Below are 13,512 nucleotides of genomic sequence, written 5' to 3'. Positions count from 1 at the left end.
TTATTAACCCCCTTCATATGCCAAAATACGAAATGTTTCTCCAGCTACCATTCTTCCAGTTGGAAGCAAACATGTTGGACACTGAGCAATTTTTGCAACTGGTTCATACTGTTGTCCGCAAATGGTACAAATGGCTTTTGCTTTTTCCACATGAATGATTAATTCCGCATCCGTCGTTAAGCAATTATCTTCTTGGATTTTATACACATCAAAAGCAAACTGTAAGGCATCTGGAAGCGCATTGCTTAACGTACCAACAACCAACTCTACTTTTTTTACATATTTAATATTTTTCATTCGAGCATCTTGCTCAATTAGCTGAACGATTTCTCCCATCAACGCCATCTCATGCATACGAATCCCTTTCTATTTGCACATACCATATATTCTCTTCTTTTTTCGTTGGAAGAAGTGGCATATGCAATGTGCCATGTTGTGACAATACGTGCCATTCACGATCACAGTATAAACAAATAAAACGATGATCTTGCTGAATGTAATGAGGCATCACGTGACAATGTGAACAAATGGCTTTTCTTACATGTAATGTCCCATCATGTTTATAAACAACTATCGGGATGCGACCAATCGTTTTGAGTTCGACATCACATACATCATCGCACGGGCCAATCGTATGCCACGTGCGATGATCGGAAAATAAATTCTTCACTTTTTCCACCTCTTCCTCTAATAATGGGGCGGAAACTTCTTTCATCGTTTCAATGAAACTATTACGCATCATCTTTAAAAATTGCAGGCGATTCATGACGTATGACACCACTTCTCTACTTGATGAACGACTTGCTCGACGACACAAGGAAGTTGCGCTTGGACAATCGGTGATAGTTCTAATCCTAAAGATAAAGAAGCTGGTTGTATTCCGAATAAAACCATTTGCTTTGGGCATGTTTGACGTAATTTCGCCGCTGACAATACTTCCTGAAAACCAAGTTGATGAATAGACATTTTAATTCCAAAATAAGCTGGAATTTCATCGTCTACTAATGTAATTATTGTTCCCGCTTCTTTTCCTGCATTGACAGCATCGACTATCGCTAAATAATCCGTTTCTTCGATCGTTTCAAGTAGGCGCATTCCATCGGTTGATCCTTCAATTACTTCCACATTATCGTATTTCGCCAATTTTTCTTCTAATAAAGGCAAAACATGAATGCCTACTCCTTCATCGGAATAAAGTAAATTTCCAATTCCAAGAATGGTTATTTTTTTATTTCTCATTCGGTTCACCTAATACTTCTTTTTTTCGTTCTATTTTATAACCAGTAAAAATCGAAGACATCGTTCCATTTCGTTGTAAATAGTCTTCGCGAAACGCCATATATACGTGTACGACAGTAAAAATTATAAATCCCCACGCGACGAGATGATGCCAAGAACGAACAGAATAGCTATCGCCACCGAATAAATGCGCCACCCATATAAACATTTTTCCATAAATCGACTCCGGTTGTGGCTCAAATAACAAATAATAACCCGTAAGCATCATAATGATCGAACCAAGACCAATAAAAATCCAATAACTTAATTGAGCAAGTGGATTATGTCCAATGTAATGTTTTTTATTGTTTTTCATAAATAAGTAATATTTGATTGTTTCAAATGCTTCTTTCCAAAAAGAAAGGCGAAACGGATTCGATGTCGCGTGTTCATTTCCTTTGTATACCCAATACCAACGCACAGCTAAGTTGATGGTAAAAAGAAAAGCAACAAAAAAATGAATATAACGCGCCCATCCCATCAAAAAGGAATAATATGCCTCTTCTTGAATAGATGCGGACACAAACGGGCGACCAATGAACACGCCCGTAATCATTAACACTAGAATAGAAAAAGCATTAATCCAATGAAAAATACGAACAGGTAATTCCCATACGTACACTTTCACCATATGATCGTTTAGTTCAATTTGTTTTGCTTTTCGGGATCGCTTCCAAATGACTTGCGTCTGTTTTCGCTCGATTTTTGGATTTGTTGGGACTGACATACACTCCCCTCCTACCCAATACGAATATGAGTCATCTGTTTTGATTCAAGATCTGTTAAATGAACCGCACATGCTAAACATGGATCAAACGAATGAACAATGCGCAAAATTTCCAATGGCTTTTCTTTGTCAAGTAACGGTGTTCCTTTTAAAGATGCTTCATATGCACCAATTTGCCCTTTATGGTCACGCGGTGAAGCGTTCCATGTTGTTGGAACGACCGCTTGATAGTTTTTCGTTTTCCCATTTTCAATTTCAATCCAATGACCTAGCGCCCCGCGTGGCGCTTCCATCCATCCGACTCCTTTTGCTTGTTTTGGCCACGTACTTGGCTCCCATTTTGTTCGATCAAATGTAATTTGGTTCCCATTGCGAATATTTGCAAGTAACGCATCCATATCGTCACGCATCCATTTCGCAACGAGGATAGACTCAAGTCCACGTGCTACCGTACGCCCGAGTGCTGAACGCATCGCTTCAAGTGGCCAATTTAATTTTTTTAACGTGTCGTCTATTAATCCAACAAACTCATCTTTCTTTAATGCATAACCAACAAGCATACGTGCAAGTGGCCCTGTCTCCATTGGATGTTCTTTCCATCTTGGGGATTTTAACCAACTATATTTTTCATCTGTATTTAATGTTTTAAACGGTGGCTTTGGTCCTGTATAACGAAGCGATGTTTCACCCTCCCATGGATGCTTACCAACGCCCCCTTCTTTTCCATCATACGTATACCATGAGTGATCGATAAACTCTTTTACTTGTTCTGGATCTTTTGGATCAACATCAAGTACTTCATTTAAATTTCCATTTAAAATGGCACCACGTGGAAAACGATATAAATGCACATCACGAATATCACCTGTTGAAAAATCACCATAACATAAATAGTTATTTAACCCCCCACCATACGTCCAATCCTTATAAAATGAGCCAATCGCCAATAGGTCCGGGATGTAAACGTTATTTACAAATTCTACAGCTTGGTCGATAATTTGCGAGACATGCATCAAACGCTCTGCATGAACGGCGTTATCGCTATTAATATCAATTGGCGTAGCCATTCCGCCAACAACATAGTGAGGGTGTGGGTTTTTCCCTCCGAAAATCGTATGAATTTTCACAATTTCTTTTTGCCAATCAAGCGCTTCTAAATAGTGAGCAACAGCAAGTAAATTTACTTCAGGTGGTAATTTATATGCCTTATGCCCCCAATATCCGTTGGCAAAAATACCAAGCTGACCACTATCAACAACTTTTTGCACTTTCGCTTGGATGTCTTTAAAATAACCTGGAGACGATTTCGGCCAACTCGAAAGCGACTGAGCGATACGGCTCGTTTCGTTTGGATCTGCTTTCAAGGCGCTTAGTACATCAACCCAGTCAAATGCATGCAAATGATAAAAGTGAACGACATGGTCATGTAAAAAGACCGCTGCGTTCATAATGTCGCGAATGAGATGTGCGTTTTTTGGAATTTTAATATCGAGCGCATCTTCAACGGAACGGATAGAGGCTAAGGCATGAGTTGTTGTACAAACGCCACAAATACGCTGCACGTATGCCCAAACATCTCGTGGATCGCGATCACGCACAATTAGCTCAATGCCACGGACTGCTGTTCCGGAACTAAATGCCTCTTGAATGACACCACTTTCATCAACGTCTACTTCTATACGTAAATGTCCTTCGATTCGCGTTACTGGATCGACAACAATACGTTCTGCCATCTTTATTCACCTCGATCATGATGTTCATCTTTTTTCTTCATTGCCGTGACCATAGCATGGGCAGCAACACCTGCAGCGGTCACACCAACTGCAATCGCTCCAACCGTTTCTGGATTAATCGTCGTTTGAGATGCAGGAATTTTAGCACGACGAACAAAGAAAGGACCGTTATCCCAAAAACCTTTTTCAGAGCAACCAATACATGGGTTCCCAGATTGAATTGGGTAGCTAACTCCTCCGTTCCAGCGCATTTCTGCACAAGAGTTATAGGTTGTTGGTCCTTTACACCCTACCTTATACAAGCAATATCCTTGTCGTGCCCCCTCATCATCAAACGATTCAGCAAATAGCCCGGCATCAAAATATGCCCGACGATTACATTTATCGTGAATACGATGACGATAAAATGCTTTTGGTCTGCCAAGATGGTCAAGCTCTGGCAGTTTTCCAAACGTGATGATATGTGCAATTACACCTGTCATGACTTCTGCAATTGGTGGACATCCTGGGACTAATATAACTGGTTTATCTTTCACGAAATGCGTAATCGGTTTTGCTTTTGTTGGGTTCGGATATGCGGCAGGAATTCCCCCCCACGATGAACAGCTTCCATATGCGATAATCGCTTTTGCTCCTTTAGCAGCGCGAAGGAACGTTTCTTTTGCCGATACACCACCAACCGTTAAAAATGCATCATCTGTCGGCAAACTTCCTTCCACCGCAAGTATGTATTCTCCAGGATAATGTTCCAAAACATGTTCAAGGGCGGCTTCAATTTGATGACCCGAAGCGGCGGAAAGTGCTTCTGAATATTCGAGAGAAATCATGTTCAAAAGCACACTTTCTACTTTTGGATGCGTAGAACGAATAAATGATTCAGAGCAACCCGTACAGTCTTGGAACTGTAGCCAAATCACAGGAACTCGTTGATTTTTTTCCATCGCCGCAACCACTTGATCTGTTTGCGAAAAGTCTAGCCCCATAGTTGCCGCAAGCGCTGTACACATTTTTAAAAAATCGCGTCTCGTAAAGCCGCGATCAAGCACTTCTTCTAAAATAGTTTTTCTTTTCACATAACTCCTCCCCTTTACTTGATAACGTTTACAATTGATTATATATCATTATTTCCCTTTATGTTATTTTTAAGGGATAATTGTCACAAAATGTTCTTAAATATATTAACAACATGAAAATAGTTTTTATTATAATAAGTAGAAAAATAGAAAAAGAAAAAGCGCCTTATTCTGAAGACGCTTCTTGTTTCGACTGTTTTTCTTTTCGTTTATACACAAATTTTGAGATCGATATACTTACTTCATATAACAACAGCAATGGAATGGTTACTAAAAAGTCAGAAATAAAATCCGGTGGCGTAATGGTTACCGCGATAATGACTAATATAAAATACGCATACTTTCTCACTTTTTGTAGCGCGTATGGATTAATTAAACCAATACTTGTCAAAAACATAACGATGATCGGTAATTCAAACAATATAGCAAACGGAATCGTCATGTTTAAAATAAATCGAAAATACTTTTCTGTCGTAAACATTGTTGCAAACAAATCTTCTCCGAGACTCATTAAAAAATGGAATACCATCGGCAATACAACAAAGTAGCCAAAACATAAACCGAGTACAAATAACAAAAACGTCGCTGGAATATACGATAATGTTACTTTTCGCTCTCTCGGAGTAAGAGCAGGTTTAACAAACATCCATACTTGCCAAACAAATATAGGAATCGTCATTGTAATGGCAAACACGCCAGCTAACATCACATATACCCATAAAATATCGGTCGGACCTAAAATCGTTAGCTTGACATCTAAGTCAGCAATAAGCCAACGATATAAATCTTGGACAAAAATGAATCCTACAATAAAAAATAAAATTAGTGCTCCAACAACAATAAAAATGCGTTTGCGTAATTCTTCTAAATGTTCAACTAACGTCATCTCTTGATCTTCATATCGTTTCTTTTCTTCCACGAGCGTAAACACCAGCCTTCTTCCACGTTAAAAACGGCAACACATCGTTGCCGCCTTATCATTGACTTATTTCTTTATTTTTTATTTTCATCAAGCTCTTCTAACACTTCATCGCGCAGTCCTTTTGTTGATTTTTTAAACTCACGTAATGTTTCACCAAAAGCTCGTCCGATTTCAGGTAATTTTTTCGGCCCAAAAATGACAAGAGCGATGACAAGAATTAAAATTAAGCCAGGTACCCCAATATTTGAAAGCATAACGTCATCTCCTTTTTTCATACATACGCTTCTTTTTTATTGTATTGCTAATATCTTCATTTTTCAATGATAAATTTTTGAGGGGTGTGGGAAATGTCCGACAATCAACATACAGTGTACGCTATTTTCTTTACATTACATAGCCATACAACTGTACAAGTAGGAAAATTAGGCACGTTTGTATTTCCAAGCGGAAATTATATTTATGTAGGGAGCGCAAAAAGAAACATACAATCACGTATTCAACGTCATCTCCAAGTAGAAAAACGCAAGCATTGGCATATCGATTACATTCGTCCATACAGTGAAATTACACACATCCAAACATATTCCTCTGAACTTAGCGAATGTGAACGTGCAGAGCAACTTTTTCACCAATACCGTGGACAATGGATCGTAAAAAAATTTGGTTCATCTGACTGTCGCTGTTTTTCCCATCTTATTTATTATAAAGAATAAACGAGGGATATGTTCCCTCGTTTAGCTCGCCTTTTCATATTTTTCTTCTGATTTCGCAACAATCACCGCGCATGCAGCATCGCCTGTAATATTCACGACTGTTCTCGTCATATCAAGCAAACGGTCAACTCCTAGAATAAGAGCGATACCTTCAACAGGTAGACCAACGGACGTTAATACCATAGAAAGCATAATTAAACCAACACCCGGAACACCTGCTGTACCAATACTCGCGAGTGTTGCCGTTAAAATGACTGTCAAAAGATCATTAAATGTCAAATCGACACCATACACTTGCGCGATAAACATCGTTGCAACACCTTGCATAATGGCTGTTCCATCCATATTAATTGTTGCTCCAAGTGGTTGCACAAAACCGCTAATGCTTTTTGGAACGTTTAAATTTTTTTGTGCTGTTTCCATAGATACTGGCAATGTAGCATTACTGCTCGATGTACTAAATGCAACAGCCATCGCTGGAGAAAACCCTTTAATAAACGTGATAGGGTTCATTTTTCCAAGTGTCCATACAGCTGTACCATATACAACAAAGAAATGAATAAATAATGCTAACAATACAGCAAACATATATTTCCCCATCGCTGCGATTGCGTCGAATCCTTGTCCTCCAATGGCGATCGCAATTAATGCAAACGCACCGTATGGAGCAAACTTCATTACCCATTCTACTAAGTACATAAGAATATCATTGACTTGCTCTATGATTCCCCGTACTTGTTTTACTCGATCACCCAAACGAGCAATGGCCATCCCCACAAGCACTGCAAACACAATAACTTGAAGCATATTTCCTTCTACCATTGCTTGAAATGGGTTTGTTGGAATAATATTTAGTAATGTATCTACAACTGGTGGAGCTTCCTTCTTTTCAAACGTTGCCCCTTCTAAATTAAAATTACCTTCTCCTGGACGAATCACAGATCCTAAGGTCAGAGCAATGACAAGAGCGAGAGAAGTAGTAATTAAGAAGAATGCGATTGTTTTCATACCAATACGACCAAGTTTTTTCGGATCACCGACTCCAGCTGTCCCTAAAATGAGCGATACAAGTACAATCGGAACAACAAGCAATTTGATCAAGTTAATAAATATTGTACCAAGCGGATTGAGCACGTACGTTTTTGCGAGGTCAAACCATTCTGTTGGAAGGGCTAAGTTGAAAATAAGACCTACGATAATTCCTGCAAACATTCCGAGTAAAATTTTCTTTGTCATCGACATATCCACACCTCCATCAAGTTCTGCATCTTTTGCTGTAAAACGTATTCAACTTTGTACGGAAAAGAGAGTTAAAGGAGAGGACCGTTTCAATTGTAAATGTTTTTTTTGAAATTGTAAAGAAAAAATGAATATAATTGTTAGAAAAGTAGTTGAATTTCTTTTTTTACAAAAAAAACTACCACTATCACGTGGTAGTTTACATCCGCTTTGTTTTTTTACGACTTGAATCTACTTCAATGCCACTTGGTTCCTTTTCAGTTGTTCCTTGTCCTTTTATTTCCGGTGAACTCAACCCCGTTTTCGAAGCATCTTTTTTTCGTTTACCCACTTTATTCACCTCCCTGTTTTTTTATTTTGTGCCATTTACGAAAGTTCAATCGTCCCAAAATGAAATTTTGCTGTTTTTCTTCGATAAACCGAAAAACCGAATTGTTGAAATCTCGAACTTTGCCAATGGTCTTTTAATACGATTCGTTGACGTGCCACTCGCCTTGCTTGTTCGATCACTTCTGCGGTTAGCTCCGTATATAATGCTACTTGTTTTAATCCTCTTATCCCATCTGCTTCCTCAATGGTCACTTCAAACATTGGATCAAAATAAACGACGTCATATGACTGATCATCACATTGCGCTAAAAATGAGCGAAAATCGGCATGGTGCACATGAATGCGTCGCATCGCTTCATTAAGTTCAACCACATCGCTATCCCAATGGCGTAAACCTTGTTTTGTTAAGTAAGCAATATACGCATTTCCCTCAATTCCCACTACTTTCCCATCCTCACCGACAACTAAGCTAGCGATAATGCTATCTGCTGCCAACCCAAGCGTACAATCTAAAAACGTCATCCCTTTTTGTAACTTCGTCGCTTGTAAAAACGGATCGCTCTCTCCTTTTAAAATACGCTTTGCACGAAAAGAAGCAGAATTAGGATGAAAAAATAACGGTTCGTGTCCTTGTGGGAAATGAACTTCTAATCTTTCTTTCCCAACGACAAGAACAGCTTGAGCCGTATGTTGTTGAATAGCTGTAATGGAACGTTTTCGACGCGGAATATATGAAGTTTGTAAGTCTAACGCAATTTGTTTCGCTTTCTCAATCATTTGTTCATTCGTTCTACCAGCAGTTGTCACAATCATACGTTCACCCCAAAAGAAAAAGGATGTCTGTAGGACACCCTTAGCAATGTTTTTCAAAAGCTTGCATAATATTTTGCATAATATTTTCAAGCGAATTCGCTTCGATATCGTGGCGTGGAATAAAATGAACAACTTCTTTTCCTTTCAATAACGCCATCGATGGAGAAGAAGGTTCAATACCGACAAAATATTCACGCATTTTTGCTGTCGCTTCCCGATCTTGTCCCGCAAAAACAGTAATGAGATGATCCGGTTTTTTTTCGCTCATTTGTACCGCCTGAATAGCTGCTGGACGTGCAAGCCCTGCTGCACAACCACAAACAGAATTAACGACAACAAAAGTCGTTCCCTCTACTTGTTCCATAAACTGTTCCACTTCTTCACTCGTACGCAATTCTTTAAATCCACCGTTGACTAATTCATCGCGCATTGGTTGTACTACTTGACGCATATATTCTTCATATGACATAAACATACGTACATCCCTCCAAATCATTATTGCTTTTACAAGAATACAACAATGTAAATAGAAAAATCAATAAAATAAAAAACATTGAACAATTTTCTAAAAATTTTTATAATGAATGTATTTACATGATGTAGGAGGTTGAGAACATTGCCAATTAATATTCCACGTGATCTCCCAGCAAAAGAAATACTAGAACAAGAAAATATTTTCGTCATGGATGAAGATCGCGCCTATTCTCAAGATATTCGACCATTAAACATTATCATTTTAAACTTAATGCCACAAAAAGAAAAAGCAGAAACACAGTTGTTGCGTTTACTTGGGAATTCACCGCTACAAGTGAATGTAACCTTCTTACGACCAGAAACACATGAGGCAAAAACAACATCAAAATATCATCTTGATCAATTTTACACGACATTCCAACACGTTCAACATCGAAAATACGACGGCATGATTATTACCGGGGCACCCGTTGAACATTTACCGTTTGAACAAGTTGATTACTGGGATGAGTTAACTGAAATTATGGAATGGACAAAGAAAAATGTCACATCCACGTTACATATTTGTTGGGGTGCACAAGCAGGGATGTACTATCATTATGGGATTCCAAAATACGACTTGCCACAAAAATGTTTCGGTGTATTTGAGCATATGTTAGAACAAAAGCACGTTAAACTCATCCGTGGATTTGATGATATTCACAAAATTCCACACTCGCGCCATACAGATGTAAAACGTGAGCATATCGAAGCTGTTTCAGAGCTGACGATTTTATCTTCGTCCGAAGAAGCAGGCGTCTGCCTTGTCATTTCAAACGATGGAAAGCAGGTATTTTTAACAGGGCATCCAGAGTATGATGCCACGACATTAAAGGAAGAATACGAACGTGATGTAGCCAAAGGCTTAGACATTCAAATTCCAAAATATTATTTTCCACATGACGATCCAAATGAGCAACCACGTAACATATGGCGATCGCACGCTAACTTGTTGTTCGTCAATTGGCTCAATTACTACGTTTATCAAGAAACGCCATACGTATGGGAATAATTCCTCGCCGCACAGCGAGGATTTTTATTGCTATATTACTCAAATTTGAATATAATAACTTGTATATTCTTCATACAGAAAGGAGTAATAAAATGGAAAGTGAACAACGACATTTATCGTTTATTATTGCCGGGCTGCTATTGGCCATTTTAATGGCAGCGATGGATAATACGATTGTTGCAACTGCAATTGGGACGATCGTTGCTGATTTGGGCGGGGTAGATCAATTTGTTTGGGTTACATCCGCCTACATGGTTACTGTCATGGCTGGTATGCCTATTTTCGGAAAGTTATCCGATATGTATGGTCGAAAACGTTTCTTTTTATTCGGGTTAATCGTCTTTTTAATCGGTTCTGCGCTCTGTGGTTTAGCACAAAGCATTGTACAACTTAGCATTTTCCGCGCGATTCAAGGAATTGGTGGCGGGGCATTAATGCCCATTGCATTTACAATCGTATTTGACGTGTTTCCGCCAGAAAAACGAGGGAAAATGACTGGATTGCTCGGCGCGGTCTTTGGGATGTCAAGCGTGCTTGGTCCGTTGCTCGGTGCTTATATTACCGATTACTTAAGCTGGCATTGGGTATTTTACGTTAATGTCCCAATCGGTTTATTGTCTATTTTTTTCATTGTTCGTTATTACAAAGAAACAACGCCACATACAGAACAATCAATCGATTGGCTTGGTGCACTCACCCTCGTCGTCACAGTCGTTAGCCTAATGTTTGCTCTTGAATTAGGTGGAAAAAAATATGATTGGGATTCATTCACCATCATATCGTTATTTATGATTAGTGCGATTTTCTTACTCGCATTTTTGTATGTAGAAACAAAAGCAAAGGAGCCAATTATTTCATTTTCACTATTTAAACGACGAACATTTGCTATTGCACAGTTGCTTGCTTTTTTATACGGTGCTACATTTGTCATTTTAACGGTTTTTATCCCGGTGTTTGTACAAGCGGTTTATGGCGGTACAGCGAAAAATGCCGGACTCATCTTAATGCCAATGATGCTTGGGTCTGTCGCAGGCAGTTCATTTGCTGGTGTTTCACAAACAAAAACATCGTATCGAAATATTATGTTTATTTCTGTAATCGCCTATTTTACGGGTATGCTCTTACTTAGTCTTATGACAACAGACACATCGCGCATATGGTTAACTGTGTATATGGCAGTCGCTGGATTCGGAGTAGGATTTTCATTTTCTTTGTTACCGACTGCATCGATGCACAATTTAGAGCCACGTTTTCGTGGAACAGCAAATTCAACCAATTCGTTTTTTCGCTCGCTTGGCATGACACTCGGTATCACCATTTTCGGCACTATTCAAACAAATGCATTAACTAACAACTTAAAAGAAACTTTCGGTTCGATGCCATCAACACATGCGTTCGATCCACGTGCACTATTTGAAGCGGGAGCACGCGCACAAATTCCGACGCCTATTTTACAAAAAATTGTCGATGCACTAGCATCATCCATTACGTATGCATTTACGCTCGCATTAATACCGATTGCCCTTTCTTTTCTATTCATTTTCTTTATGGGGAATGAAAAACTCGAAGTACAAAAACGTATAGAAGCAGGGAAATAAAATGAGCGTGAAACTCGTCATTCTCGGTTTGTTGATGGAGGGAGAAAAACATCCGTATGAAATTCAGCAAATTGTCAATGAACGTCATATGAAACATTACATTAAACTGGCAGCCGGCTCTCTTTATTACGCTTTCGAGCAACTCGAAAAACAAGGATATGTAGAAGTAGTCGATGTTGTACGTGATTCGAATCGTCCAGATAAAACAATTTACCGCATTACTGAAAAAGGAAAACAACATTTCGAACAATTATTGTTAGAACAATTGCAAAAACATGAACATATTCACCGCTCTATTTATGCAGGACTATCTTTTGCTGCATATGCTGATGAGGAAAAAGTAAGTGCGGTATTAAAACAACGATTACACGAAACAAAACAACAACTTGAAAAGTTAAAATTGATCTTTGAACAAAAGCGACCAAATGAATACGTGACAAAATTGTACGTGTTAAAAGGAGTCATCATGCATTTAGAAACAGAAATAGAATGGCTCGAACAACTGATCAATATCGCTAACAATAAAAAACTAAAAGAAAAAGGGGGAAGCTTATGACAATAAGCCTCCCTCACTTTTTTTGCAACATAAACAACCATAGAAACGAAACGGCCTGTTTTAATTCTGTTGATAGTTGTTGTATGAAAGCTTCATCAACTCCACGTTTATATACACCTTCTTGGTCGACAATCGTGAAGCCATTTTCCTTTGCTAACTGTTCAAACTCCCAAGGCATCATCGTATTGCAAATAACTGCCTCGCCATATAAACGACGATAACTATTTACTCGTGGAGCAGCTGTCGGTCCAAGAATACCGACACATACATATGCGTTCGTTTTTAACACACGACGAACTTCTTCAAGAGCTGCAAGCGGCTGTTCTGTCCATTCTAAACAGTTAATGATCATCGCACCTACAAACGTCTCATCTGGGAAAGGCAAATTCATAATATCGGCTTGTTGAAAATGAAGATGTTCGTGAGGTCTTTGTTTTTTCGCCAACTCAATCATTTCACTGGATAAATCTAATCCAATGACACGATATCCTTGCTCACATAACTTATATGATCCGTATCCATCGCCACACCCAATATCCACAACATATCCATCCCTCTGCATATATGTTGTCACAAACGGTATAATCGTCTTTCGACTTCCTCTCTCCCACATCTCTTCACTACTTTGATGCCACCACTCCGCTCGTTCATCCCATTGTTTTTCCGCCTCTTTATGCCATGTGTGCATAACTCCACCCCTTTTTGAAAAACTAAACATGTTAAGTCTATTGTAGCAGAAAGGAGTAAAAAACATGACAAAAAAAGTGAATAAAGGAAGTAAAAATCAAAACGCACCGACACAGCACGGACAACTACATGATGGTGTAGGAGACAACAGTAAAGGGCGCGAACAAAATAAAAACCAAAACGATAAAACAGATCATTAAAAAAGTCGGGCTGATCGCCCGACTCAGCTTGTCGACAAAGTCGACAAGCTGTTTTAATATATAGGTATAAGGGTATAGGAGGGGAGAAATCGGATGCTTCAACGTCATCAAGAAGATC

At 38.9% G+C, this 13,512-nt stretch carries 18 protein-coding genes; 5 read left to right on the top strand and 13 right to left on the bottom strand.

What is annotated here, in order from left to right; all coding sequences use genetic code 11:
• Window positions 1-3: 3 nt before the first annotated feature.
• The 8 genes from HNR43_RS09180 to HNR43_RS09145 form a co-directional block, all read right to left on the bottom strand.
• A complete protein-coding gene (locus HNR43_RS09180) occupies window positions 4-354 on the bottom strand; it encodes a hydrogenase maturation nickel metallochaperone HypA/HybF (RefSeq protein WP_183243239.1) in 351 nt (116 codons plus the stop codon).
• Window positions 347-766 (bottom strand): Rieske (2Fe-2S) protein, encoded by a 420-nt coding sequence (locus HNR43_RS09175; RefSeq protein WP_183243237.1) that lies wholly within the window; start codon window positions 764-766, stop codon window positions 347-349. Before HNR43_RS09175 ends, HNR43_RS09180 begins: the two co-directional genes overlap by 8 nt.
• Entirely contained in the window at window positions 763-1,239 is a 477-nt protein-coding gene (locus HNR43_RS09170; protein WP_183243235.1) for a HyaD/HybD family hydrogenase maturation endopeptidase, read from the bottom strand. The genes HNR43_RS09175 and HNR43_RS09170 overlap by 4 nt, the downstream gene beginning before the upstream one ends.
• Window positions 1,229-2,005: a Ni/Fe-hydrogenase, b-type cytochrome subunit gene (gene cybH / locus HNR43_RS09165; RefSeq protein ID WP_183243233.1), complete on the bottom strand. Its 777-nt coding sequence runs from the start codon at window positions 2,003-2,005 to the stop codon at window positions 1,229-1,231. Before cybH ends, HNR43_RS09170 begins: the two co-directional genes overlap by 11 nt.
• 11 nt (window positions 2,006-2,016) lie before the next feature.
• Window positions 2,017-3,738 (bottom strand): nickel-dependent hydrogenase large subunit, encoded by a 1,722-nt coding sequence (locus HNR43_RS09160; protein WP_183243231.1) that lies wholly within the window; start codon window positions 3,736-3,738, stop codon window positions 2,017-2,019.
• A 2-nt stretch (window positions 3,739-3,740) separates the two neighbouring features.
• Window positions 3,741-4,811: a hydrogenase small subunit gene (locus tag HNR43_RS09155; protein WP_183243229.1), complete on the bottom strand. Its 1,071-nt coding sequence runs from the start codon at window positions 4,809-4,811 to the stop codon at window positions 3,741-3,743.
• Window positions 4,812-4,977: 166 nt separating this feature from the next.
• The gene (gene tatC / locus HNR43_RS09150; protein WP_183243433.1) at window positions 4,978-5,697 is read right to left on the bottom strand and encodes a twin-arginine translocase subunit TatC; all 720 of its coding nucleotides are present in this window, start codon (window positions 5,695-5,697) and stop codon (window positions 4,978-4,980) included.
• A 107-nt stretch (window positions 5,698-5,804) separates the two neighbouring features.
• Complete coding sequence (locus HNR43_RS09145) at window positions 5,805-5,987, bottom strand: twin-arginine translocase TatA/TatE family subunit (RefSeq protein WP_012575061.1); 183 nt, start codon at window positions 5,985-5,987, stop codon at window positions 5,805-5,807.
• A gap of 93 nt (window positions 5,988-6,080) precedes the next feature.
• On the opposite strand from HNR43_RS09145, the gene HNR43_RS09140 reads away from it, so the two are divergent.
• Window positions 6,081-6,446 (top strand): GIY-YIG nuclease family protein, encoded by a 366-nt coding sequence (locus tag HNR43_RS09140; RefSeq protein WP_183243227.1) that lies wholly within the window; start codon window positions 6,081-6,083, stop codon window positions 6,444-6,446.
• 21 nt (window positions 6,447-6,467) lie between these two features.
• On the opposite strand, the gene HNR43_RS09135 is transcribed toward HNR43_RS09140, so the two are convergent.
• The 4 genes from HNR43_RS09135 to HNR43_RS09120 form a co-directional block, all read right to left on the bottom strand.
• Complete coding sequence (locus tag HNR43_RS09135) at window positions 6,468-7,688, bottom strand: dicarboxylate/amino acid:cation symporter (RefSeq protein ID WP_183243225.1); 1,221 nt, start codon at window positions 7,686-7,688, stop codon at window positions 6,468-6,470.
• A gap of 196 nt (window positions 7,689-7,884) precedes the next feature.
• The gene (locus tag HNR43_RS09130; protein WP_183243223.1) at window positions 7,885-8,016 is read right to left on the bottom strand and encodes a YuzL family protein; all 132 of its coding nucleotides are present in this window, start codon (window positions 8,014-8,016) and stop codon (window positions 7,885-7,887) included.
• A 35-nt stretch (window positions 8,017-8,051) separates the two neighbouring features.
• Window positions 8,052-8,828, bottom strand: a complete 777-nt coding sequence (locus HNR43_RS09125) for a class I SAM-dependent methyltransferase (RefSeq protein ID WP_183243221.1) — start codon at window positions 8,826-8,828, stop codon at window positions 8,052-8,054.
• Between the two features lie 40 nt (window positions 8,829-8,868).
• Window positions 8,869-9,303, bottom strand: coding sequence for a BrxA/BrxB family bacilliredoxin (locus tag HNR43_RS09120; RefSeq protein ID WP_183243219.1), 435 nt, complete (start codon window positions 9,301-9,303; stop codon window positions 8,869-8,871).
• A 141-nt stretch (window positions 9,304-9,444) separates the two neighbouring features.
• On the opposite strand from HNR43_RS09120, the gene metA reads away from it, so the two are divergent.
• The 3 genes from metA (at window position 9,445) to HNR43_RS09105 (ending at window position 12,507) form a co-directional block, all read left to right on the top strand.
• A complete protein-coding gene (gene metA, locus HNR43_RS09115; RefSeq protein WP_183243217.1) occupies window positions 9,445-10,353 on the top strand; it encodes a homoserine O-acetyltransferase MetA in 909 nt (302 codons plus the stop codon).
• A gap of 92 nt (window positions 10,354-10,445) precedes the next feature.
• Window positions 10,446-11,951 carry an MDR family MFS transporter gene (locus HNR43_RS09110; RefSeq protein ID WP_183243215.1) on the top strand — a complete coding sequence of 502 codons (1,506 nt, stop codon included), beginning with the start codon at window positions 10,446-10,448 and terminating at the stop codon, window positions 11,949-11,951.
• Between the two features lies 1 nt (window position 11,952).
• A complete protein-coding gene (locus HNR43_RS09105; RefSeq protein WP_183243213.1) occupies window positions 11,953-12,507 on the top strand; it encodes a helix-turn-helix transcriptional regulator in 555 nt (184 codons plus the stop codon).
• Between the two features lie 13 nt (window positions 12,508-12,520).
• Here HNR43_RS09105 and HNR43_RS09100 read toward each other — a convergent pair whose 3' ends face one another.
• Window positions 12,521-13,195, bottom strand: a complete 675-nt coding sequence (locus tag HNR43_RS09100) for a class I SAM-dependent methyltransferase (protein ID WP_183243211.1) — start codon at window positions 13,193-13,195, stop codon at window positions 12,521-12,523.
• Between the two features lie 64 nt (window positions 13,196-13,259).
• Here HNR43_RS09100 and HNR43_RS14285 point away from each other — a divergent pair, with 64 nt between their 5' ends.
• A complete protein-coding gene (locus HNR43_RS14285; protein WP_281380391.1) occupies window positions 13,260-13,394 on the top strand; it encodes a hypothetical protein in 135 nt (44 codons plus the stop codon).
• Window positions 13,395-13,512 lie beyond the last annotated feature (118 nt).

The sequence above is a fragment of the Anoxybacillus mongoliensis genome, assembly GCF_014201515.1.
Taxonomy (GTDB): domain Bacteria; phylum Bacillota; class Bacilli; order Bacillales; family Anoxybacillaceae; genus Anoxybacillus; species Anoxybacillus mongoliensis.
The sequence above is the reverse complement of the archived record's forward strand: the minus strand, read 5'-3'. Positions and strand labels throughout refer to the sequence as shown.

Bases quoted from the DNA above. Each gene is read 5' to 3' on its own strand.
- HNR43_RS09120 (WP_183243219.1), bottom strand. From the start codon at position 9,303: ATGTTTATGTCATATGAAGAATATATGCGTCAAGTAGTACAACCAATG.
- HNR43_RS09180 (WP_183243239.1), bottom strand. From the start codon at position 354: ATGCATGAGATGGCGTTGATGGGAGAAATCGTTCAGCTAATTGAGCAA.
- HNR43_RS09170 (WP_183243235.1), bottom strand. From the start codon at position 1,239: ATGAGAAATAAAAAAATAACCATTCTTGGAATTGGAAATTTACTTTAT.
- HNR43_RS09135 (WP_183243225.1), bottom strand. From the start codon at position 7,688: ATGTCGATGACAAAGAAAATTTTACTCGGAATGTTTGCAGGAATTATC.
- HNR43_RS09145 (WP_012575061.1), bottom strand. From the start codon at position 5,987: ATGCTTTCAAATATTGGGGTACCTGGCTTAATTTTAATTCTTGTCATC.
- HNR43_RS09160 (WP_183243231.1), bottom strand. From the start codon at position 3,738: ATGGCAGAACGTATTGTTGTCGATCCAGTAACGCGAATCGAAGGACAT.
- HNR43_RS09105 (WP_183243213.1), top strand. From the start codon at position 11,953: ATGAGCGTGAAACTCGTCATTCTCGGTTTGTTGATGGAGGGAGAAAAA.
- HNR43_RS09140 (WP_183243227.1), top strand. From the start codon at position 6,081: ATGTCCGACAATCAACATACAGTGTACGCTATTTTCTTTACATTACAT.
- HNR43_RS09100 (WP_183243211.1), bottom strand. From the start codon at position 13,195: ATGCACACATGGCATAAAGAGGCGGAAAAACAATGGGATGAACGAGCG.
- tatC (WP_183243433.1), bottom strand. From the start codon at position 5,697: ATGACGTTAGTTGAACATTTAGAAGAATTACGCAAACGCATTTTTATT.
- HNR43_RS14285 (WP_281380391.1), top strand. From the start codon at position 13,260: ATGACAAAAAAAGTGAATAAAGGAAGTAAAAATCAAAACGCACCGACA.
- HNR43_RS09125 (WP_183243221.1), bottom strand. From the start codon at position 8,828: ATGATTGTGACAACTGCTGGTAGAACGAATGAACAAATGATTGAGAAA.
- HNR43_RS09110 (WP_183243215.1), top strand. From the start codon at position 10,446: ATGGAAAGTGAACAACGACATTTATCGTTTATTATTGCCGGGCTGCTA.
- cybH (WP_183243233.1), bottom strand. From the start codon at position 2,005: ATGTCAGTCCCAACAAATCCAAAAATCGAGCGAAAACAGACGCAAGTC.
- HNR43_RS09175 (WP_183243237.1), bottom strand. From the start codon at position 766: ATGAATCGCCTGCAATTTTTAAAGATGATGCGTAATAGTTTCATTGAA.